The sequence below is a fragment of the Marinifilum flexuosum genome (assembly GCF_003610555.1).
GTDB classification, from domain to species: domain Bacteria; phylum Bacteroidota; class Bacteroidia; order Bacteroidales; family Marinifilaceae; genus Marinifilum; species Marinifilum flexuosum.
This window is the reverse complement of the sequence record NZ_RAPQ01000008.1, coordinates 260,297-283,023: the sequence shown is the minus strand read 5'-3', so window position 1 is coordinate 283,023 and position 22,727 is coordinate 260,297. Positions and strand designations below refer to the sequence as shown.

Below are 22,727 nucleotides of genomic sequence, written 5' to 3'. Positions count from 1 at the left end.
ATGTGTTTTTAGCCTTTCTTTACGATCTGCTAGGGTATATTCCCTGTAAACATATAATGTAATGCATAGTAAGGTAGGGAGGCATATTTGAGTGCGCTTGACTACCACCTGTGTTTTCTAGTAAAACATGGTTGTTGAATGGAGCCATATATGAGTCAGCAGTATCGTTAAATTCATTGGGTCTACCAGCGTCATTCGCCAGATAGTTCTCTACAGGAGTATCTTCAGAACCTTTTTCTGCAAAACAGGGAGTCTTAATGATTGCTGCTGCGGCATGATTATGCGAAGGAATCTCTAAATGATTTAGTGTAACTGTTTCTGTCCCCCCTTTACTTCCAAGTCTACGGGAAGTTAATCCGGGACCTGTTCCCTCACTAATCGCTACTCTACCTCTTAAATCCGGTAAAGCAAATGTTGTTCTTCCATCACCACCATAAGCTGTACCTATAATACTGAAAAGAGCATTGTTTGAAGATATTGCTAATAATTGCCCATTGCAAAATGCCCAGCTACGTGGAGCAAAATTCCCTGCAAAAAGCTTTACTTGTCCTATTACGCCATTCATAATTGAATAATTTTTAAATTTAATAATTAAGGTGTTTCATTAATATTTATAACTGATAACTAGCTCCTTGAAGGGAAAACTCCTTGTAAGCATATAATATAATTCATAGTTAAATATGGTGGCATGTTGTAATGAGGTTGACTTCCTCCAGTATTGCCTATACTGACAGCATTGTTAAATGGTGCCATATAAGAACCTGCGGTAGCATTAAACTCTTTAGGTCTACCAGCGTCATTCGCCAAATAGTTCCCTGTAGGAGTATCTTTGTTTCCATCTCCTGCATAGCATGGAGTTTTTATTGTTGCTTGAGCGGCATGATTGTGAGAAGGTATCTCTAAATGATTTAGTGTAACTGTTTCTGTCCCCCCTTTACTTCCGAGTCTACGGGAAGTTAATCCGAGACCTGTTCCCTCACTAATCGCTACTCTACCTCTCAAATCGGGAAGAGCAAAAGTCGTTCTGCCATCTCCACCGTAGGTTGTTCCTAATATACTAAACAGAGCCTGATTTGTACTTACAGGCAACAGTTGTCCATTACAAAATGCCCAGCCTCTTGGCGCAAAATTTCCTGCAAAAAGAATTACTTCTCCTATTGTTCCTTCCATAATTTATTGTTTTAGTTACTAGTTTGTAATAAGCTAAAAGGGTTTTCAAATACTTGTCCATTTTTTATGCCCATGCTAAAAAGTTTCATCCCAGACAGGAATCCTTCAATCGTTTTAACAATGTTGATTCGTATGCATTTATGATCTGCACAAAAAACAATTAATCCATACAAAGTATCAGCATGTATAATTTGTCCAGGAGTTGCTTCTAGATTTTGATTTAATTCAACAGGACTTACTTCCAGAAGAAACAAATCGATATTATTTATCCGTGTTTTTACCCCACCATACTTGGGGTTTGAAGCATTTACTAAAAATTCAATATCTTCTGAAGTATGATGCCCCCAATTGACCTCAAGTATTTTTGAATCTGGTTTTTTACAATTAACAATCTCAGATGTCTGCAACGACAAAGGACAGAAATCTTTGTCAGCTAACTTTTCAATAACACAATTAATGATTCTGGTACCGAGTTGCCCTATACGTTGGCAATGCATTCCATGGGTTTCTCCTGGGAATATAGGTAGTTTCTTTTGCAGAATTACAGGTCCCCCATCAATCTGTTCATTGATATAATGAACCGTTATGCCCCCATAAGATTCTTTATTTTTAATTTGCCAAAAAATAGGGTCACTACCTGGGTATTGGGGTAAGAGTCCAAAATGGAAATTGATAAATTTATTAGGATAAGCATCTATAATTGCTTTCGAAAAAATATACGGAAAAGTTAATACCCAGACTGACTCAATTCGTCTATCAATGATGATTTGTTCTAGTTGTGTTTCCCAATCATTCTTTTGTAGAATAAAAATATCTACATCTAACTTTAGATGTTTAAAAATTGGAACAAGATAGTCTTTACTACTTTCAGGAATACAAATACCCTCTAAAATTTCCCATTGAGTTAATTGCTGCAGTATGGGTATGGCTAAGATATCAGAATTACAGCAGACTAATATTTTCATCAGTATACAAATTAATAGTAATCGAAATTCTTCTTCTTATCTCACTATCGAATAAGTCTAATCTCTCTCACTTCATCTGTTTTTCCGAATAGTCAACTTAGCTTTTAATAAGCTAAACTCATAAAATGAACATATGGTGTAAATTCACGATGAATCATTCGGCATACTTATAGAATGAAAATATTACTTCCAATATTAAATTTAAATCAAGTATAATTTTTAAAAAATTTGGTTTCTTATTTCCTTTCAATTAGATTCTTCAATTAGGTTCTAAAACTCATTCACTATACTTTATCCTGTTAAGTTTAAAAAAAACACTCCTTAGTATATAATCAATTTTTACTTACTTAATTTTCCTTCTTACACATCAATTTAATACTTTATTTCATCTCTTGTATATTTTTTATGTAGCATTTTATATAGTATGAGAAATAATAAGATATCGTTACATTTAAAATCAATAAAATTTTTATACGTCTTTTTTCAGAAAATAGTTTTTCCATTTTATCATGATTTTTAAATTATTAATCATGATTTAAAAGACTTTTACATGCTTTATCTTAGATTACACAAGGCTTTAACGATTTGTATTTTGAAATTTAACTCAGATAAATTTTCAGAATATTTTCTTGCATTACATTGGACTAACATCAAAAATCCTATACTTATAACATAAATTTATTTTACAAATCGTCAATTCAATTTCATATTAATTTATTCACAATCTAAATAAGGAGTACTATTCTATAAAAACCACTTTTGAATTAAAGTGATATAGCTCAAAAGGCAGGCAAAATGGTCATCAATACATGATCATTTCTGAAACCTATGTCATTTTAACAACAAGATGACAGAAGAAGCATTTTTAGATATTTACTTTCAACAATTACTAACTGTTACTTCCAAGAGTGATTAAAATAAGTAAAGTATTTTTTGTAAAAAGAAGCTGCCAAAACAAGTCAAAGTGAAAACTAACTTATAAAATCCAAAATGTCACCTCTACATTTAATCTTTCGACTACCACTCTTTAGGATTAATTACGATAAAATTAACATAGAATTATAATTTGAACTGCGAACGGTAAAATAGAAACATATATTTTTTGTATATTCGCAAATCACAATACCAATATTGCTTAAACCAATTTAATTAATGCCTTACCGCCGATTACCAAATACCGACTCGGCACGAGTACGTGCCCTTAAAGCTGCCTTAAGTATTAGTATGAGAGTCAATCGTTTTGACCTGGCTTTTTCATACTCATTATACCAAAGAATTGAAACCTTTTTACCTCATTATGAGCTTGCAATAAGAAATCACAGACAAGCACTAAGTCAACAATCGAGTAAAAGCAAAGAGTACAACGAGAAATTAAGAAAAGCTCGCTTGTATGTATCTCATTTTATACAAGTTTTAAACTTTTGCATCATTCGAGGTGAAATGAAACCTGAGGTACGTGAATTTTACAGCATTCGCAAAAATTCGAAAGCCACTCCATCCCTATTAAAAGATTCGAAAGTAATTGAGTGGGGAGAAAAATTGGTTAAAGGTGAGCAGGAAAGAACAAGAATGGGTGGAAACCCAATTTACAGTCCTTCCATTGCTTTGGTACGTGTGAATTGCGAAAACTTTAAACAAGCATTCAATTACCAAAAAACACTTCAGAATAACACCCATCGCTTCTCCGAAAAAGTTTCCGAATTTAGAGAAGATGCTGATAAATTAATTCTTGATCTTTGGAATCAGGTAGAGAAAAAGTTTGGATCGCTAACGGATGAAGAGAAACGTGCAAAATGTTCAGAATACGGTGTTGTATATGTTTGGCGAAAAGGTGAACGTGAAAAGTTAGAACAAGTTAAACAGGCCAAGAAAGCTTCTCTAAGCCTTCCTTTTACAGATGCTTCTGAAAACTCGTAACAACAGTAGAACAATTGCCACAGAAACTAGACCTGTAAACCAATAATTTTCGTTGGCTCCTATGGTCTCAATTTCTTCAGGAATATTTCCTTTACCGATATAATATTTGGTAATAACAGCCATTCCATTGTTTACCAGGTGTGCGATTATTGGCACCCATAAACTTCTTGACCAAATTAATAAATATCCAAAAAGTATTCCCATTGCCATCCGTGGTAATAATCCGTAAAATTGCATATGGAGTGCTGCAAATAAGAATGCTGTAATGATAATTCCCCAATGAATATTATTGGTAAGTTTTCCAAAAATTCCCTGTAAAACCCCACGAAATAAAAGCTCTTCTCCAATTGCAGGAATTAATGCAATAACCACAAGATTTACAAGTAAGTCAGAAGTCGAATTCATAACCAAAAACTTCTCGGTTACAATTTTTGCTTGTTCCTCACTATTTTTCATCCAGGTTTCAATACCCGACATGAATTCTGGTAAACTTAAATGGGAATTCAGCTGTGCCAAAAGATTAATCATGGGCAATGAAAAAATGATAATAAATGTTGCCAACAGTACTTTTGAAATATTGGTACCTTCTGCTAAATACAAGTATTCACGAACCTTCTTACTAACCAAAAAAGCAACAATAAAAGGAGGAATTATAAACATCCCAATTGAATAAACCGATTGATAAAACTTTAAAACCGAAAGGTTTACCGAATCACTGTTAATATCAATGGCTTGTAAATCTGTAAAGATGTTAATATCGAAAAACACCAGTGCCAATACAGTACCTACAAACATAGCTAACAGGAATGATACAACTACTGCAAGCAAACTAACTATCAAATGGGTAAATGGGCTATGATGACTCAAAGATCCTTTTAACATGATTCTTTTTTTAGGTTGAAACACAAAAATAGCAACAAAAGGCAATTATCAAATTTAAAATCTAAAATCAGTTCGTACATAAAATTCAAATCATGCATAATACTGTTTGACTATTCGACTATTAGACTGTTCAAGACTTTATTATATCTTTGTGCACTGATTTTTACCGAATATAAAAGAAGCTGAAGTGAAGATAGGAAATTTGGACTTAGGAAAACAGCCAGTTTTATTGGCTCCAATGGAAGATGTTACCAATCCTCCATTTAGAGTGTTGTGTAAGCGTTATGGTGCCGATTTAATGTATACGGAGTTTATCTCATCCGATGCATTGATTCGCTCGGTAAACAGAACCATGAAAAAGCTTACCATACTGGAAGAAGAGCGTCCTGTAGCCATTCAGATTTACGGAAAAGAGGTTGATCCAATGGTTGAAGCTGCCAAAATTGTTGAGGAAGCCAAACCTGATTTTCTTGACTTGAACTTTGGTTGTCCGGTAAGAAAGGTTGCTGGTAAAGGTGCAGGATCAGGAATGCTTCGAAACGTCCCACAACTCTTAAAAATTACCGAAGAAGTTGTAAAAGCGGTAGATATTCCGGTAACGGTTAAAACCAGGTTGGGTTGGGATGCTGATTCAAAAATTATTGTTGAGCTTGCAGAGCAACTTCAGGATGTTGGAATTGCAGGCCTTACCATTCACGGAAGAACTCGTTGCCAGATGTATAAAGGTGAAGCCGATTGGACTTTAATTGGCGAGGTAAAAAATAATCCAAGAATGCATATTCCAATTATTGGGAATGGTGACATTACAAATCCTGTAAAAGCCAAAGAAGCATTCGAAAAATATGGGGTTGATGCCATTATGATTGGACGTGCTGCCGTTGGAAAACCATGGATTTTTAGAGATGTGAAACACTATCTGAAAACCGGAGAATTGCTTCCTCCTGCAACCGTGGCTCAACAGGTTGATATGCTAAAAGAGCAAATCGATGCTGCTATTGACTGGATTGATGAAAGAAGAGGAATCTTACACATGCGTAGACATATGGCCGGCATGTTTAAAAGTTTGTACAATTTTAAGCAAACTCGTATCGATATGCTTCGTGCGGATCATTACGATGATTTGATGCTTATTCTGAATAAAATTGCTTCTGAATGGGGAGAATTACAGATTGAAGAAGATTAAAGAATATGATATCCGAAATAGATACAAAAAACGCAAAGACATCTCATCTTTGCGTTTTTTCGTTATTCTTTTGCCCTCTTAAGCAAACATTTATTTTAATATTTTAGGCAGCTCTTTAATAAAGTAGTCCGGATTTATAACATTGTACGTTTCTGTTCTCCTTGTCCACTTCATACTTGAGTTCAGAATATATCCCTTCTGTAATTTTCTAATTTGATCATGATTTAATTCTAATTCTGCAGAATAGGTTGTGAATCCGTATTTGATATACTCTTTGGGTTCAAAAGAGCCATTGTACGGTAAAATTACAATCTCACCGTTGGATAATTCAAAAGAGAGAAATGATTTCTTTGTAATAAAACCAAAAAATCGAAAACCTTCTTCATCCATTAACTTCCAACTGGTTTTTAATACCACCTTATTGTCCTTTGATAGGATTTGAAAATCACATTTTACAGTATTCAAGTCATCTTTAAACTTGGCGATTTTAACACTTTCCCCCTTAATTACAACATGTTCTTCAAGAAGAGTATCCTTCAAATTAATTTCTTTTGTCACTATTTCTTCAGCTTGAAGTGACACAATATCTTTTATCTCTTCCAGTTTTATCTTTTCCTCATATTTCCATGTACCATTATTAAATAGCAGAACATACTTCCCTTCAGGAGTTTTCATTCTAATTTGTGCCTCAACCAAGTTCATACCACAAAAAAGAAGTGTTAAAACAAGCAATAAGTTCTTCATTATTCAATGATTTGAGGTAATGATTTTATAAAATATGAAGGCGCAATAACCTTGTATTCTTCTGTTCTTCTGCTCCAGGTCATATATGCTTTATACACGATAGAGTTTCTTAGCAAACGTATTTGTTCCTTACTTAATTCCAATTCTGCAGTGTAAGTAGAAAAACCATATTTTTCATATTCTTTAGGCTCGAAATCTTTAGTATAAAGCAAATCTATTTTTTTGCCTCCTATTAATTCCAGGCTAATCATACTTTCATCATTAATGAAGCCAAAATAGGAATAGGCTTCACCATTCATGACTTTCCATTCTGTTTTCAATATGGCTTTTCCATCTTTCGATGTTAAGGTAAAATTGCAACGAACAATATTTTTATGCTTAAAATATTTCGAAAGTTTTTTACTCGGACCTTCAATAAATGCCATTTTTTCAACAACACCATCTTTCAAACTAACAGGAGAATTATCTACAACAGGTACATTTGTTGGCACGCTAACTTCGCCAGCTTTCTTTTGAACCTCCTTTGTATTTGGAAGTTTCACATCAGCATAAGTCCAGGTTCCATTGTCATAGAGAATAACCACTTTTCCATCGGAAGTTAAAGCTGTTTGCTGCGCACTTGCTATGATTGAAATTCCAAATGCCAGCATGCAGAATACGAAAATCTTCTTCATTTCTGTAATTTTTAATAAGTTATCGCTATTAGAAATCAACTTGATTTCTATTCATTAATCGGTAGTGGGAAATACTTATCAGTTAAACTGCAAGTATCTTTTGGTAATGTATTGTACAGGAAAACGCGATGCGAAGTACCCAATTAATACAACCGTTATAAAGATGATAAAAATATCAGAAAGATGCACATTTACCGGATAAGAGTTCATAAAGAAACTTCCGGCAGCCAACTTTACGAATCCAAATTTAATTTGCAAATAACAAACTATGATGCCCAGAACTACACCTAATAGCGCACCTGAGAAAGAAATCAAACAACCTTCGATTAGAAACAATTGTCTAATGGTCTGCTCATTTGCACCCAAACTTCTTAATGTGCTAACATCCTCTTTTTTATCCAATATCAACATGGTTAATGAACCGATGATATTAAAGGAGGCAATTACCAAGATAAATGCTAAAATGAAGAAAACTGCGGCCTTTTCTGTCTTCATCATTTTATAAATGACATCATGCAATTCGTAACGATTCTTTACCTGGAAATCATCACCAAGCATTTCCTGTATTTCAGATTTCACCTCATCAATATCTGCAGAATCATTTATTCCTAGTTCTATGGCACTTACTTCGTTTTGATAACTGAATAGTTTACGTGCAAAACTTAATGGAACCAAGGTATATTGAGTGTCAAAATCGGGTTGAACCTGAAAAAATCCCGATGGCCATATAATCTCAGTATTAAAGGCATTCATAGGATTGTGTCCAACTTTAGCATTGCGCTTAGGCACATAAAACTTAATGGGATCTACAAAAGTTAAGCCTACACCCAAATCAAATGCAACTCCATATCCCAACACGGCAAACTGATACTTATTTGTATCCAACACAAAGTTCCCATCTGTCATCATGGTATCAATGCCAGTCATCAGGCTAAAGTTTTCATCAACTCCTTTTACAATTGCAGGACGTTGACGATTGCCATATTTGAGAAGCGCATTTTCTTCCAAAACTTCGGAAAAGAATACTACCTGCTCCATGTTTTTAATTTCTCCAAAAATTGAATCGGGAACAAATGTTTTGCCTTTTGCAGGAAGTATTTTTAAATCGGGATCGAAACAACTAAACTGCTGATCGATAAATTGATTTAAGCCATTAAAGGCCGACAACACAATTACCAAAGCCATGGTACCAACCATAACACCAACTACTGAAATTAGTGAAATGATATTGATAACATTCTGTTTTTTCTTTGAAAACAGGTATCGCCTGGCTATGTGAAAAGGTAAATTCAAATTCAGCGGAAGAGTTTATGACAATAAGTTGTCGATATTCTCGATATAATCCAAAGAATCATCAATGTAAAAAGCCAATTCAGGAACTACTCTTAATTGTTTACCAACTTTAGTTCCTAGAATTCTACGGATGTTCTTGGTGTTCATTCTAACCACCTCAAGTGTTTCTTCCGACTTGTCTGATGGAAAAATACTAAGGTACACCTTTGCAAGTCCCAAATCAGGGCTAATTCTTACAGTAGTAACCGATATCATTTTTCCTCCAAATAGATTTCGTCCTTCCTGCTGAAAAATCAATCCTAAATCCTTTTGTAATAATCTTGAAACTTTGCTTTGTCTTGTGGTCTCCATATGTATTTTTCTAAATTTTATACAAAGATATAATAAAGTCTTGAAAAGTTTTGAAGAGTCGAAAAGTCGAAAGGTTAAAAAAGTACAAAAGTCCAAGAATTGAAAAGTTAAAAGCTGAGTTCGATAGGAAAGCATTTGCTTTTTATACATTTGCAGCATGGCTGAATGGATAGAATATGGATATTGGGGATTGTTCCTGGCAAGTTTTTTGGCTGCAACCATTCTCCCCTTTAGCTCAGAGGCAATTCTTAGTCTTTGTGTTTATTCTGGTTTTGATATCAGCTTGACTGTAGCTATTGCAAGCTTAGGCAATTGGTTGGGCGGATTAACAGGGTATTACCTGGGATATTTGGGCAAATTGGAGAGAATTGAAAAATGGTTGAAAATTAAACCTGACAAGGCGATTAAATCCAAAGAGTTTCTCAGAAGCAAAGGAAATGCATTCGCTTTTTTTGCTTTTCTACCATTTATAGGTGATTTAATTCCTATTGGATTGGGATTATTACGAACAAATCCGTACTGGATGGCCCTGTTTATGGCGGCTGGAAAAGTTTGTAGATATGTAGTTTGGGCTTGGCTAACATTACAAGCTTTGTCATGAAATCCCAAACATCAAATCTCAGAAATCAAATTTAAATACTCAATAACAATAGAATTATCTAATACTATTTTATTTATCGGATAGGTTTCATAATTTTGTCGAACTAAAATTTTTAAGTATAAACAGCTCATATTTGAGCGATTAATGAATTGAATGATGAAGACAGTAGTAAGTGGAATTCGATCTACAGGTAACTTACACCTGGGAAATTACTTCGGAGCAGTGAAGAACTTTGTGCAAATGCAAAACGATAACAATTGCTTTTTCTTTATTGCTGATTGGCATTCCCTGACTACACACCCAACTCCTGCAGATCTTCACATCAACGTAAAACGCGTATTGGCAGAATACCTGGCTTGTGGAATTGATCCTGAAAAAGCAACGGTTTACGTACAAAGTGATGTGCCGGAAATTCCTGAATTGTATTTGTTGATGAACATGAATGCATACTTGGGAGAGTTGGAAAGAACAACTTCTTTTAAAGATAAAGCTCGTAAGCAACCAGAAAATGTAAATGCTGGTTTGCTAACCTACCCTGTTTTGATGGCTACGGATATTATTATCCACAAGGCAAATCAGGTTCCCGTAGGAAAAGATCAGGAGCAAAACCTGGAGATGGCTCGTAAATTTGCACGCCGATTCAACAACATTTATGGTGAAGAAACCTTCCCAATTCCTCAAGCTTATTCGTACACAGGTGAGTTTATTAAAGTTCCGGGATTAGATGGATCAGGTAAAATGGGTAAGTCGGAAGGTAATGCAATCTGCTTGGTTGATGATCCAAAAGATATCCGTAAAAAAGTAATGAAAGCGGTTTCAGATAGTGGTCCAACAGAAATGAACCAGGAAAAACCTGAACCAATCCAGAACTTGTTTACATTAATGGATATCGTTTCTGAAAAGGATACTTACGATTTCTTTAACGACAAGTACAACAATTGTGAAATTCGCTATGGCGATATGAAAAAGCAGTTGGCTGAAGATATTATCAACTTTACAAGCCCAATTCGCGAACGCATTTTGGATATCATGCAAGACGATGCATACTTGCACAAAGTAACCAAATTGGGAGCGGAAAAAGCACGCGAAAGTGCATCTAAAACTCTTGAAGAAGTTCGCAGATTAATTGGTTTTAGAAAATTCTAAACTCAATATATTTAAAAGAAAATGCCAGCTTACAATAAGCTGGCATTTTTTATTCTAAAACTTTTTCCAGAAAATTTTCAAAAATACTTTCTACTTTCTCCAAAGATGAATTCAGTCTATGATCACCTTCTATTAAATGCAACGTACATTTCGACTCTTTGGCATATCGAACCGAATGTTCGTAAGGTATAATTTCATCCGATTTTCCGTGAACAATATGAATATGCTTGCCATTAAGTGAGTATTCCTGTTTTGCATATCCTTCTAAATATAAAGCTGGAGCCATCAGAAATATGGCTTTCGAATTAATTTTCTCCGAAGCTACCAAAGAAACATATCCGCCCATACTTGAGCCAACCAATATAAAATCCTTCTCCTCACCTTTTAAATAGTTTAAGAGTTGATTTACCCGATCATCGGGATTTGAATAGGCACGATAATCCAAACTATCCACCTCGAATCCTTTTCGTTTAGCTATTTCGCTTAATCTCTTTATTTTCGTTCCCCAAGGGCCACTTTCTTTACCATGTGAAAAAACAACTTTCATTTTAAGCTTCTACTTTAAGTTTTTCTAATATTCCAATGCCAGTTCTTTGCCATCAATTACACGGAATGCCCCTTCAGCCAGTGCTTCCATTTCATTTTCACCAGGATATACAAAGAATTCCGTTAAACAACCAACATAATCCTTTAAATCTGCAATAAAACGGTCGGAATAGGCAATTCCGCCAGTAATAATAATTCCATTGGCTTTACATTTCATAGCAGTATGGTAAGCCCCAATTTCCTTGGCAATCTGGTACACAAAAGCATCATAAACCAAGCGAGCTTTTTCATTTCCTGCTTCAATCAATTTAAAAACATCACGCAAATCATCAACACCCAAATATGCTTTTAATCCACTGTTTTTACTTAATAGTGTTTCCACTTCTTTTCGTGGTTTTGAGTAGCACAAATCCATAATACCACGTGTAGGAATTGCACCTGCACGGTTCGGAGAAAATGGCCCCATTCCCATCAAAGCATCATTTACGTCGGTAATTTTTCCTCCTTCAACCGAAGCTATGGATATTCCTCCTCCAAGGTGTGCAATTACATACTTGGCATCTTCGTAGGCAATGCCTTGCCGATCGGCAATTTTTCTGGCGGTCATTTTCATATTTAAGGGATGTCCTCTACGATTTCTTTCAATGCCTGGAACACCCGAAATTTGCGCCTTATCAATAATATTTCCAGCCGAAACCGGATCAACCGTATAACTTTCATCTAATCCATGATGTTTGGCCAATTTATTTGCCAACAAACTTCCCAAATTCGATGCATGATCTCCATATTTTCCAGTTCGTGCATCTTCTAAAAACTCATTACTAATTCGATAAGTTCCCCCTTCCAATGGCTTTACAATTCCACCTCTACCAACAATACCAACAACCGAATAGCCCTTGCCATTCAGCATACCATTCAAACAGTCTTTTAACATTTCAAATCGGTATTCGAACTGATCGGTGACACGATTATACCGATCCAGATCTTTTTGTAAATGTCTCGCTACAAAATCTTCTACCAATCCTACCCGGTTGTAAAGTGCTATTTTGGTTGAAGTTGATCCCGGGTTAATCACAACCACTATTTCATTTGAATTCATAATTCTATAATTATCTGCTTATTCTGTTTTTCACTTTGGTCCACTCATCAGTTGCCAAAAAACTCTCGTCCATATTGGCAATCATATCAAGCATTTTTTTCATTGGAATCGCCAAACTCAAAGTATTGGCAGGCACATAAGGACGTGCAGAAACATCAAACATTCCAAGGATGGCTTTTGGATTTTCTTTTTGGCTCTCTTGGTACGGGAAAGTAATAATTGAGCCACAACCTGAAGAAAAAGGTACAATTGTACTCTGCAATTCACTTTGATCATAGTTCGATAAAGTAAACAAACCCGACAAAACATCCGGTTTGGCAAAAAAGATTATCACTTCGGGCTCATCCTCTTCCAATAATTGATCCCACCTTTTAAAACTGATGTATTTGGCAGGAGCATTATACACAGGAAACTGATTGATCACTTTTTGGGCAATTTCAGGATTCTGAAGATATCTTTCCTTTCCGATAGAGAGAAAATCAGCCAAACCTGGCATAAATTCTGAAAAACCACAATAGGTTTTACCTCCCCCACAGCTTACCGAATCAGCAGAGAAGCTTAAACTCTCCCCTTTTCTTATCCTGTTTAACTGCCCAATAATACACATCCAGTTTTTCGGTCGTATCTCTTCCTCCTGCAAGAGATCATTACCATACCAAAAGGCAATGGGAAGATCGGTTTCTTCCCCAAAATACTTCCCAAACTTTTCAATAAAACTTTCTTTTACATTGATATTCATTGCAGTTGATTTTAGGCTCTTATAAAAATATCAATTTTGATCTCAAGTTCATCACGCAAGAACAATTAATTCCAATAAAATAAATTGGTAAAAAAAGATATCTTTGTATGAATAAGGCAAAAGAATTTTTCATGAACAAAGAGCTCTTAATCGAAAAGTACAACGTTCCCGTACCACGATACACCAGTTATCCAACAGTACCATTTTGGGGTGATGATAAACCAGACACAAAAGACTGGTTAAAAGTAGTTAAACGCACTTTTGATGAATCGAATTCAACAAAAGGAATTAGTATTTATGTGCATTTGCCCTATTGCGAACGCTTGTGTACTTATTGTGCTTGCACAAAAGTGATTACTCGAGATCATGGAGTTGAAGACAAATATATTGATGCTCTGCTTCAGGAGTGGAAAATATACCTTAATACTTTTGGCGAAAAGCCAATTCTTCGGGAATTGCACCTGGGTGGTGGTACCCCCACTTTCTTCAGTCCGGAAAACCTTAAGAAACTGATCAACGGCATTAAGGAAAATGCCATTTTGCATGAGAATTATGAATTCAGTTTCGAAGGGCATCCAAACAATACTACAAGAGAGCATTTGAAAGCTTTGTATGATGTTGGTTTCAGAAGAGTAAGCTTTGGAGTTCAAGATTTCGACCCTGAAGTACAGCGTGTCATTAACCGCAAACAAAGTTTCGAAATTGTAAAAGAAGTTACCGAAGCTGCCAGAGAAATTGGCTACCAATCGGTGAATTTCGATTTGATTTACGGATTGCCAAAACAACAAATTTCATCGGTTCGCGATACTTTTGAGAAAGTTTCGGAACTGAAACCAGATAGAATTGCCTACTATTCGTATGCTCATGTACCATGGAAAACCAAAGGCCAGCGCATGTTTACCGATGCCGATATTCCCGATAGTGCAGCCAAGCGTGCTTTATACGATTTGGGAAAAGAAAAATTGGCTGAACTCAACTACAGCGATATAGGTATGGATCACTTCTCATTGCCGCACGACGAATTGTTTGTGGCCAGGGAAGAAAAGCGCCTGCACCGAAACTTTATGGGATACAATACTTCCCACACCGAATTACTGATTGGTTTGGGTGCATCATCTATTTCTGATGCCAAGTATGCTTATGCGCAAAACCCAAAAGAAATTCATTTGTACCAAGCAGCCTGCGAAAAAGGAGAATTGGATTTGGTGAAAGGTTATTTCCTTACGGATGAAGATTTGACCGTAAAACGTGCCATTTTAGACATTACTTGTCGTCGTGAGTTGTTCTTTACCGATGAATTAAAAAAATACCTACCTGAAAACATTACCGAAGAACTAAAAGTAATGAAAGAAGAAGGAATTATTGAACTGGACGAAGAAAAACTAATCGTTACCGATTTAGGCATGATTTTCCTGAGAAACATTGCCAAACCATTCGACAACAAACTGCGCTACTCGCAAAAAGGTGGCGATAAAATGTTTTCGAAAGCGATTTAAAGGGTTAACTCTCACAGATACAAAATAATTAATCAGTCCAATTACATCTATGTAGTTGGACTTTTTTATAACCTAATTTCAAGGCTTTCATAAAAAAAGAGGTTCTTTTTTAGAACCTCTCCTAACCTAATTATATCCAGTGTTACCACCTGCCGTGGCCTCTATGAAAACCTTTGCCTGCTCTACTCATAAATATTACCAACTGATCTTCATCAAGAATTTGGCGAACTTCCATTTTATGGTCGAATTTCTTTTTTGCCAAAGTGTTTTGAATATCCGCCAAGCGATTTACATTGGCAACCAATACTTTTTTATCCGGATTTTCATCCGTCATTAAGTTTCTTTGCTTCAATCTTAGCTCTTCGGCCTCATCGCGTAAAGATTTGGTATCCTTCATTTGAGCCAAACGCAATTCTTTCATTTTTGCCTGCTGATCATCGCTCAAGTCCAACATGTTTCGTTTTCCTTTGCCAGCTTGCATGCCTTTTTGTGCTCCCATGCCTCTTTTGCCTTGCATTTGTCCATGTCCACGTTTCCCATGCATTCTGCCCTGTGCCATTCCTTTCTTTCCTCCACGGCCTTGTTTCATTCCCTTTCGGTGATTTGGTCGGGCATCGGCACGCAACAATTGCTCCTCAGTTAAAAACGAACGCATTTCCATTCGCATATCTAATTTCTGAAGGTGCAACTCCTTCTTTAATGCAGTCATTTTATCGATATTGGCATAAACTTGCGATTGATTTGGTTTTTCAGCCGAAACCAAAGTTTGCTGCTTTGCCTGTAACTCGTTTAATTCATTCTTGATATCAAGAGTTTGCTTTGCGTACTTGGTACGCGCCTCTTTCATTTGTTCTTTTTGTGCATCGCTAAGATTACAACGCTCACCTTTTTGGCATTGTACGTTTCTTTGTCCGCGTTCTCCTCTATTTTGTTGTGCATATAGGTTCGACATTCCAGCCACCACAAACATGCAAATCATTCCAACTATAACTGATCGTTTCATATATCTAAAATTTTAATGTTCTCATTTACTAAATTTCAGCGCTTTTTAAAATCGAATTCGGTTCTTTGACTTTTGAAAAGTTGGAAGGTTTAATTGGCTTTAATTTTTTTTGAAATGGAAAATTTCTTGATTAGATGAAACGAGCATGTAAATTTAATCGTCTAAATTCTCACACAGGGAGATGATTAAAATTATCATGTGGCTTAAATATGAAAATTTAAGCATATGAAAATACCACCTGTAATAAAGGTTACGGTGCGCTGCACCTACTAAAGAAACTCAAATGATAAGCCTATAAATCTTACGCAGCTCTGCTGCTTTTCTCACAAATAAAAGTAGATCATCACTAAGGTGCGGAGCACCATAATATTTATAGGTAATTTCAATATAAAAAACAAAGGTACAGCGTACCGTTATCTGTTTTAGAAATACTTTAATGACAACAAAAAAAGAGACTCACCATGCAGCAAGTCTCTTCTTCTATTTTGTATGAAAACCTTATTCTAAAATTGAGTTTCGGCTTCTATTAAGGTTTTATCCAGTTCCCTAATGATTGGATAAAATCCAATATCATCAATTAAATCGCGAGCAATATAAGCTTTCAATTGCGTTTCTATCACTTTACGTGATTGTCTTAATCCTTTCGAATCTGGTTTTACTCCCTTTTTATCAGCGTAAGCTACCAAGTTCTTAATAATGGCTTTGTCCTTCACAAAATTTAATACATCCTTGTGAGTTTTTAAACCTTGCATTTGCTCTCTGTACTGATCTACAAAAGAGAATGCGTATTGGTAGATGATGCCTTTTCTTCTCAAATCACGGAAATAATTTGAGTAGCCCGAAGTATCAACAGGAATGAAAACATCTGGCATGATACCACCACCTCCGTAAACGGTATTTCCGCCTGGAGTTGTAAATTTTAATGAATCATTAAAATGGATGGAATCTTTTTTCTCAAACTCTCCATGAATAAATCTAAGGTTCAAATCATTGTAATACTCTTCTTTGCCATTGTTGTATGGTTTCTGAATACATCGGCCTGTTGGCGTGTAGTAACGAGCAACTGTTAAACGCAATGCCGAACCATCAGGCAATCGTCTTTGCTCTTGTACCAAACCTTTACCAAACGAACGGCGTCCTACAATTTTACCCCTGTCGTTATCCTGTATTGCACCTGCAAAAATTTCACTTGCCGAAGCCGAAACCTCATCAATCAACACGATAACCGGCAAGTCCTGAAATCTACCATTTCCATTTGATTTGTAATCGGTTCTTGGTTGTGATTTACCTTCGGTATAAACCATCATTTTATTTTCGGAAAGGAATTCGTTAATCATGTTGGTAGCCTCAGACAAATAACCTCCAGTATTTCCTCGAAGATCCACAATCAGCTTCTTCACTCCTTCAGACTTTAACCTCTCTAATCCTTCAGAAAACTCGAAATAAGTTGTTGCTGCAAAACGGCTCACTTTAATGTATCCAACTTCATCATTAATCATGTAGGCAACATCAACACTTGGAACTGGTATTGATCCTCTCAACAATTCCATTTCTAAAGTTTCATTGCTACTTCTGCGATAAACACCAACTTTTACCGGAGTACCTTTTGGTCCTTTTAACCTACTTATGATGTCATTATCTTTAAGTTCTTTACCAACAATGGAAGTATCATTAACGGTAACCAATCTGTCACCAGCCTTAATGCCTGCCAATTCTGATGGTCCGCCTGGTATAACTCGTACAATTGCTACAGTATCCTGGTAACGAATAAACTGAACACCAATTCCACCAAAATTTCCTTTTAAATCTTCATTCACCCGTTGTAAATCCTTAGCTGGAATGTATACGGTATGTGGATCGAGATCTTTCAGTAGTGCAGGAATTGCCTGCTCTACCAAATCTGCCGAACTAATTGTATCTACATAATCCGATTCAACCATATCCAACACCACCTCCAACTTACTTCCTGCCTTAGGCAACTGGAAAATTGTTGATTCTCCTTTACTGTTTCCTTGAAACAGGGAGTTAATAAACATACCAACTACAATGGCTAAGGTGATTAGAATTGGTAGGAATATTGCACTTCTTTTATTGTTGTAACTCATGTATTTTGTTTTAATTCTATTCGTTCAGATTGATATACTTTGTTTCAATACCAGCTCTCATTAATAAATCAATTCCGTCAGTACTATGATACTCTTCAGAATAGATAACTCGAACAATTCCGGCTTGAATAATCAACTTTGCACACTCAATACAAGGGGAAGCGGTAACATATAAAGTAGCATTTTCACTACTGTTACCTGATTTTGCAACTTTGGTAATAGCATTGGCTTCTGCATGTAGTACGTAAGGTTTGGTCTTAAAGTTGTCATCCTCACATACATTTTCAAAGCCAGAAGGTGTTCCATTGTAACCGTCAGAGATGATCATCTTATCTTTTACGATTAAAGCTCCCACCTGTCTTCTTTTACAATATGAATTTTCAGCCCACACCAAAGCCATTCTCAAATATCTTCTGTCTAACTTATCTTGCTTACTTCGTACACTCACCGATTCTTTATTCATCATATTTTCAATCCATATTATGTAATTCTAACAAATGTATAAAAATATATTGGTAGTTCATTCTGATATTTTAGGAATCCTTGCAACTTACCATAATTGATTGACAGCAAAATAAAATACATTTGTCTTCAATTATTGTCTATTTGTCAATTTTTTATCTATTTTTAGTGCAATGTGTCAATCACAACTGGATAGGTAGAGTTGCATGTTTTAGCTTTTAATTTGTGTATTTACCCTTCAAATCCCTAACAAACTAAATACCAGAAAGATTAAACAAACAAATCTACTTATTAATCGTATTAATAAATTGTTTAAAATCTTAAAAAAATCAAAATATTAAAGAAGATATATTGAATTCATTTCTCATTCAACTATTTTTTCAGAAAACAATTAATTATAAGCTTAATAAATCCACTATAACCTAAATCTATTGAATGAAGCATTTCTACCCCTATCTACATACTACTCTTTTATTTGTTTACTTGCTATTTTCCAACCAATTTATTGCAATTGCAGCTCAGGTACCACCTGATAATTCGATTGACATAAGCATTGATAAATCAGCAATTTGCGAAGGAGAAGTAATAAGTATTTTTTTAGCAAGTAGCGAAGTTGGTGTTGAATACCAACTTAAAGCCGATGGTGTAAATGAGGGTGCTCCAATTAACGGGACAGGCTCTCAAATATCGTTTAACTCAAAACCAAGTGTAACAACAACATATAGCATTACGGCTACCAATACAAATACCAGCGAAAGCGTTAATCTGACAGAAACCATTACTGTAACTGTTAGCTCTGGACCTAATTTAAATTTGTTAGTGTCAGCATCGGAAACACAGATCTGTAAAGGCGAAGGCGTAATCATTTCGGTTGACAACACTGAATCTGGCTACACTTACCTTTTAAATAATGGACCTGATGACTTTCCTCCAGCAATAGCTGGGAATGGAGGAACAATCCAATTTCCACAAGTTTTTCCGGCCAGCAACACGACTTACCAGATATTTGTAGCTGGTGGTTCTTGTTACGATCAAATCATGCTAAACAATACTACCTCAATTAATGTGGCAGCTGCTCCAAAAATTGACTTGGTTGCCTACGCAGATAACAATCAAATCTGTATAAGAGAATCGGTAAACATTACCATAGAAAATTCAGAGATTGGAATTGACTACCAAATATTTGATGGTAGTACATATATTGCGGGACCATTAACGGGGAATGGCAGCAACCTGGTATTTACATTAACGCCAACCAGTACAGAGCTATATACCCTTAGAGCTTTTGGCCCTAGTTGTCTGAACTATTACAACCTGGATCAAAAAATATTGGTAACAGTCGGAACAACCCCAAGAACAGATATCAATTTAAATGCTGATGATACCGAGCTTTGTCTTGGCGAAACTGCTGTGATTCGTTTAGAGGAATCGGAAAATGGAGTCGAATATCAACTTACTGATGGAACAAACCCGGTAGGAACTCCAGTAACAGGCGATGGAAATTCTATTTCTTTTGCAGAAGTAAGCCCTAATGCAACTACCACATATCATGTTGAAATTAACTCAACAGAGTGTTCTGAAACTAAAAACCTGGATAACACCATTGAGATTAAAGTAAATCCCCAAGCCGATATCACGCTTAATGTAACTCCAAATTTTGCTGACATTTGTGAAGGTGAGAACATTTCAATATTCGTTGATGGAAGTGAAAATGATGTAAATTATCAATTGTTTGATGGAATCTCAACAATAGGACCAAGCATAACTGGAAACGGAGGAAGTATTGAGTTTAATCTTTCGCCAAATTCTTCGAAAACTTACGAAGTTCAAGCAATCAAAAACAATTGTAGCACTGTAAATACTTTAAATCAGAAATCAACGATTACTGTAAATCCTAAACCTGATTTGGATCTTGTTGTAAAGGCGATTCCTGCTGAAATTTGTGAAGGTGAATCAACAATTTTCAGTATTGAAAACACTGAAAACGATGTACAATATCAGTTGAAGGATGCATCTGGAAACATTGGCACTCCTATTGCTGGCAATGGCAGTCAAATCGATTTTCCAGCAGTTAGTCCGCTTAGCACTACCAATTACCTGGTAGATGCCATAAAATCTACCTGTTCAACCGTATACGAATTCACCAATCAAGTCACAGTTACCGTATATCCACAACCAGCAGGAACAATTAGTTATGCTGTTGATCCTGCTGAAATTTGCGAAGGTGAAATTATTGCAGTCACCATTACCGGAAGCGAAAATACAATCAAGTATGAAGTGATTGGTAGTATTGAAGGCAAGTTAGGAGAAGTTGAAGGCAATGGCACTGACATAAGTATCTTTATTAAGCCTAAGCAATCTCAAACACTAAGTATTCAAGCACAAAACTTACTGTGCACCTCTCCTGTTGTTTATCCAAACACCAGTAACATTACTGTAAACACAGGACCAAAACTCGACTTAGCAGTTACAGCAGATCACAATCAGATTTGTGAAAGTTTAAATACTCCTGTGGTAATTTCAGTTGAAAATTCTGAATCAGGATTATCTTATTGGTTAAAGGATCAAACTGGATCTGTTTTGGACATGGCAACCGGAAATAGTGGAACACTTAACTTCACCTCGGTTTCGCCAACAACAAGCACAAGCTACATTGTGGAAACTACCATGACTGGATGTAATGACAGACTTGACTTACAAAACACATATGATTTAACTGTGGTTCCATTGCCAGTTACAACAATGGATGTTAGCATTTCAGAACCTGAAATTTGTGTTGGAGAAAACACCATTATCTCCATTGATTCAAGTGAGGTAGGCGTAAAATATCAACTTTTTGATGGTACCTATTTGGAAGGAGATCCTGTTGATGGAACAGGATCAGCCTTATCATTTCCCGAGTTCTCACCTTTCCGTTCGGTAACCTACCAGGTAATTGCTACAAACGAAGCCTGTGGAACTCAGCAATACCTAGATGAAAGCATAAGAGTTAATGTGGGTTTACAACCTGAAATTCACCTGCATCCTACAATCGACAAACATACCATTTGTGAAGGCGAGCAAGTTGTTGTTTCACTAACTCCAACCGACACAAGAGTTCAATATCAGCTTTGGGAAGGAAACACAGCCATTGGATCTCCTATAACAGGTAACAACGAAACAGTCAACTTTGAACCAACAGCTCCTGCCAATTCAACCACCTATAGAATTGAAGCATTAGGAGAAAGATGTTTGGCTCCGGTTGACATTCGATATACGGTTGATGTTGATGTTCACCATTCTCCTGAAATCAGCAAAACCATTTTAAGCAATCGCGATACCATTTGTGCTGGCGAAGAGGTAGTTATTTCGGTAGAAAACAGTCAAGCTGATATTTTTTATCAATTGCATGATGGCAGCAAGTTAATCGAACCCAATGTAGTTGGAAATGGTGGCACCATTCAATTTCCAGAACAATATCCGAGCACTAGCAGTACATACACGGTGTACGCTCACGAAATGGTTTGTACTAATCCGCTTGCTCTTGACAATACCAAATTGATTACAGTTCCTGATATCAGTACCAATTCCGTTGAAAACTTTGCTACTCCTGAAGAGTTTTGCGAAGGGGAAGCCATTGATATTGAATTAACCAATACAATTTCTGGCATTGAATACATTCTTCAGGATGGTGATAACATCCTCTCGGAAATTATTGGAGATGGAGGTCCAATAGTATTTGAAGATATTGTTCCAAACATCAACTCTAACTTGTTTGTAAGCATTGGAAATTGTAGTGATAAGCTAATTGCAGCAAAACCTAACTACACATTACAAAGCAATCCAAAATTGCAGATTGTTAGCACCGATGTGCACACGGGATACGATGGTAACCTGGTAATTTCGGTTTCGGATGGAGTTGCTCCTTATACTTACATCATTAATCCGGGAGAAACTACAACAAGCGATAATCCGGTTTATGAACTTACCAATCTTGAATCTGGCACCTACCAGGTTTTGGTAGTTGATGGAAATGCCTGTCGCTCTTCTGATGCCGGACAATTGGTTGAAATAAAACTGGATGAAGATCAGAAAATCATTGTTAACAACGCTTTAACTCCTAATGGAGATGGAATAAATGATACCTGGAAAATTCATTACGACCCGAGTCTGGGAAACCCGGAAGTATATGTTTTTAATATCTACGGTCAGGAAGTTTACCACTCCAAATCATATCAAAACGATTGGAAAGGAAGCTTTAATGGTTCAATTCTGCCTAATGGTGCATACTATTATCTAATTGAATTTGAATCAGGAGAAATTAAACCTGTAAAAGGAAGCTTATCAATTCTGGGAAATTAAAACCACTCAA

At 36.0% G+C, this 22,727-nt stretch carries 20 protein-coding genes; 6 read left to right on the top strand and 14 right to left on the bottom strand.

What is annotated here, in order from left to right; genetic code table 11:
- Nucleotides 1-19 precede the first annotated feature (19 nt).
- Genes BXY64_RS01285 through BXY64_RS01275 form a run of 3 tightly spaced genes read right to left on the bottom strand, consistent with a single transcriptional unit; the run spans nt 20 to nt 2,135 of the window.
- The gene (locus BXY64_RS01285; RefSeq protein ID WP_120238182.1) at nt 20-565 is read right to left on the bottom strand and encodes a phage tail protein; all 546 of its coding nucleotides are present in this window, start codon (nt 563-565) and stop codon (nt 20-22) included.
- 59 nt (nt 566-624) lie between these two features.
- On the bottom strand, nt 625-1,170 hold the full coding sequence (locus BXY64_RS01280; protein WP_211334387.1) for a phage tail protein: 546 nt from the start codon (nt 1,168-1,170) through the stop codon (nt 625-627).
- 11 nt (nt 1,171-1,181) lie between these two features.
- A complete protein-coding gene (locus BXY64_RS01275; protein ID WP_120238180.1) occupies nt 1,182-2,135 on the bottom strand; it encodes a formyltransferase family protein in 954 nt (317 codons plus the stop codon).
- Between the two features lie 1,152 nt (nt 2,136-3,287).
- Between BXY64_RS01275 and BXY64_RS01270 the strand changes: the two genes are divergently transcribed.
- The gene (locus BXY64_RS01270) at nt 3,288-4,052 is read left to right on the top strand and encodes a hypothetical protein (protein WP_120238179.1); all 765 of its coding nucleotides are present in this window, start codon (nt 3,288-3,290) and stop codon (nt 4,050-4,052) included.
- Here BXY64_RS01270 and BXY64_RS01265 read toward each other — a convergent pair.
- Nucleotides 4,014-4,934 (bottom strand): CPBP family intramembrane glutamic endopeptidase, encoded by a 921-nt coding sequence (locus tag BXY64_RS01265; protein ID WP_120238178.1) that lies wholly within the window; start codon nt 4,932-4,934, stop codon nt 4,014-4,016. The two genes, BXY64_RS01270 and BXY64_RS01265, sit on opposite strands and share 39 nt — an antisense overlap.
- A 187-nt stretch (nt 4,935-5,121) precedes the next feature.
- Here BXY64_RS01265 and dusB point away from each other — a divergent pair, with 187 nt between their 5' ends.
- The gene (gene dusB / locus BXY64_RS01260; RefSeq protein ID WP_120238177.1) at nt 5,122-6,117 is read left to right on the top strand and encodes a tRNA dihydrouridine synthase DusB; all 996 of its coding nucleotides are present in this window, start codon (nt 5,122-5,124) and stop codon (nt 6,115-6,117) included.
- 90 nt (nt 6,118-6,207) lie between these two features.
- Here the strand turns inward: dusB and BXY64_RS01255 are convergent, their stop codons facing one another.
- From BXY64_RS01255 to rbfA, 4 genes are all read right to left on the bottom strand, one after another.
- On the bottom strand, nt 6,208-6,861 hold the full coding sequence (locus tag BXY64_RS01255; protein WP_120238176.1) for a hypothetical protein: 654 nt from the start codon (nt 6,859-6,861) through the stop codon (nt 6,208-6,210).
- Nucleotides 6,861-7,535, bottom strand: coding sequence for a hypothetical protein (locus BXY64_RS01250; RefSeq protein ID WP_147375845.1), 675 nt, complete (start codon nt 7,533-7,535; stop codon nt 6,861-6,863). The genes BXY64_RS01255 and BXY64_RS01250 overlap by 1 nt, the downstream gene beginning before the upstream one ends.
- A gap of 78 nt (nt 7,536-7,613) precedes the next feature.
- Complete coding sequence (locus BXY64_RS01245; protein ID WP_211334386.1) at nt 7,614-8,828, bottom strand: ABC transporter permease; 1,215 nt, start codon at nt 8,826-8,828, stop codon at nt 7,614-7,616.
- A 15-nt stretch (nt 8,829-8,843) separates the two neighbouring features.
- A complete protein-coding gene (rbfA, locus tag BXY64_RS01240; protein ID WP_054715409.1) occupies nt 8,844-9,179 on the bottom strand; it encodes a 30S ribosome-binding factor RbfA in 336 nt (111 codons plus the stop codon).
- A 157-nt stretch (nt 9,180-9,336) separates the two neighbouring features.
- Here rbfA and BXY64_RS01235 point away from each other — a divergent pair, with 157 nt between their 5' ends.
- Both BXY64_RS01235 and trpS read left to right on the top strand, forming a co-directional pair.
- Nucleotides 9,337-9,780, top strand: coding sequence for a YqaA family protein (locus BXY64_RS01235; RefSeq protein ID WP_120238173.1), 444 nt, complete (start codon nt 9,337-9,339; stop codon nt 9,778-9,780).
- Nucleotides 9,781-9,936: 156 nt separating this feature from the next.
- Nucleotides 9,937-10,926: a tryptophan--tRNA ligase gene (gene trpS, locus BXY64_RS01230; RefSeq protein ID WP_120238172.1), complete on the top strand. Its 990-nt coding sequence runs from the start codon at nt 9,937-9,939 to the stop codon at nt 10,924-10,926.
- Between the two features lie 49 nt (nt 10,927-10,975).
- Here trpS and BXY64_RS01225 read toward each other — a convergent pair whose 3' ends face one another.
- Genes BXY64_RS01225 through BXY64_RS01215 form a run of 3 tightly spaced genes read right to left on the bottom strand, consistent with a single transcriptional unit; the run spans nt 10,976 to nt 13,310 of the window.
- Nucleotides 10,976-11,473, bottom strand: coding sequence for a YqiA/YcfP family alpha/beta fold hydrolase (locus BXY64_RS01225; RefSeq protein ID WP_120238171.1), 498 nt, complete (start codon nt 11,471-11,473; stop codon nt 10,976-10,978).
- Nucleotides 11,474-11,497: 24 nt separating this feature from the next.
- Nucleotides 11,498-12,571 (bottom strand): butyrate kinase, encoded by a 1,074-nt coding sequence (gene buk / locus BXY64_RS01220; RefSeq protein WP_120238170.1) that lies wholly within the window; start codon nt 12,569-12,571, stop codon nt 11,498-11,500.
- Nucleotides 12,572-12,581: 10 nt separating this feature from the next.
- On the bottom strand, nt 12,582-13,310 hold the full coding sequence (locus BXY64_RS01215) for a DUF169 domain-containing protein (RefSeq protein WP_120238169.1): 729 nt from the start codon (nt 13,308-13,310) through the stop codon (nt 12,582-12,584).
- 107 nt (nt 13,311-13,417) lie between these two features.
- On the opposite strand from BXY64_RS01215, the gene hemN reads away from it, so the two are divergent.
- Nucleotides 13,418-14,806 carry an oxygen-independent coproporphyrinogen III oxidase gene (gene hemN, locus BXY64_RS01210; protein ID WP_245996569.1) on the top strand — a complete coding sequence of 463 codons (1,389 nt, stop codon included), beginning with the start codon at nt 13,418-13,420 and terminating at the stop codon, nt 14,804-14,806.
- Between the two features lie 142 nt (nt 14,807-14,948).
- On the opposite strand, the gene BXY64_RS01205 is transcribed toward hemN, so the two are convergent.
- The 3 genes from BXY64_RS01205 to BXY64_RS01195 form a co-directional block, all read right to left on the bottom strand.
- A complete protein-coding gene (locus BXY64_RS01205; RefSeq protein ID WP_120238168.1) occupies nt 14,949-15,809 on the bottom strand; it encodes a Spy/CpxP family protein refolding chaperone in 861 nt (286 codons plus the stop codon).
- A 503-nt stretch (nt 15,810-16,312) separates the two neighbouring features.
- Nucleotides 16,313-17,914 carry a S41 family peptidase gene (locus BXY64_RS01200; RefSeq protein ID WP_120238167.1) on the bottom strand — a complete coding sequence of 534 codons (1,602 nt, stop codon included), beginning with the start codon at nt 17,912-17,914 and terminating at the stop codon, nt 16,313-16,315.
- Between the two features lie 16 nt (nt 17,915-17,930).
- A complete protein-coding gene (locus BXY64_RS01195; RefSeq protein WP_245996567.1) occupies nt 17,931-18,380 on the bottom strand; it encodes a dCMP deaminase family protein in 450 nt (149 codons plus the stop codon).
- Nucleotides 18,381-18,811: 431 nt separating this feature from the next.
- Here BXY64_RS01195 and BXY64_RS01190 point away from each other — a divergent pair, with 431 nt between their 5' ends.
- Nucleotides 18,812-22,717: a gliding motility-associated C-terminal domain-containing protein gene (locus BXY64_RS01190; RefSeq protein WP_120238166.1), complete on the top strand. Its 3,906-nt coding sequence runs from the start codon at nt 18,812-18,814 to the stop codon at nt 22,715-22,717.
- Nucleotides 22,718-22,727: the final 10 nt, after the last annotated feature.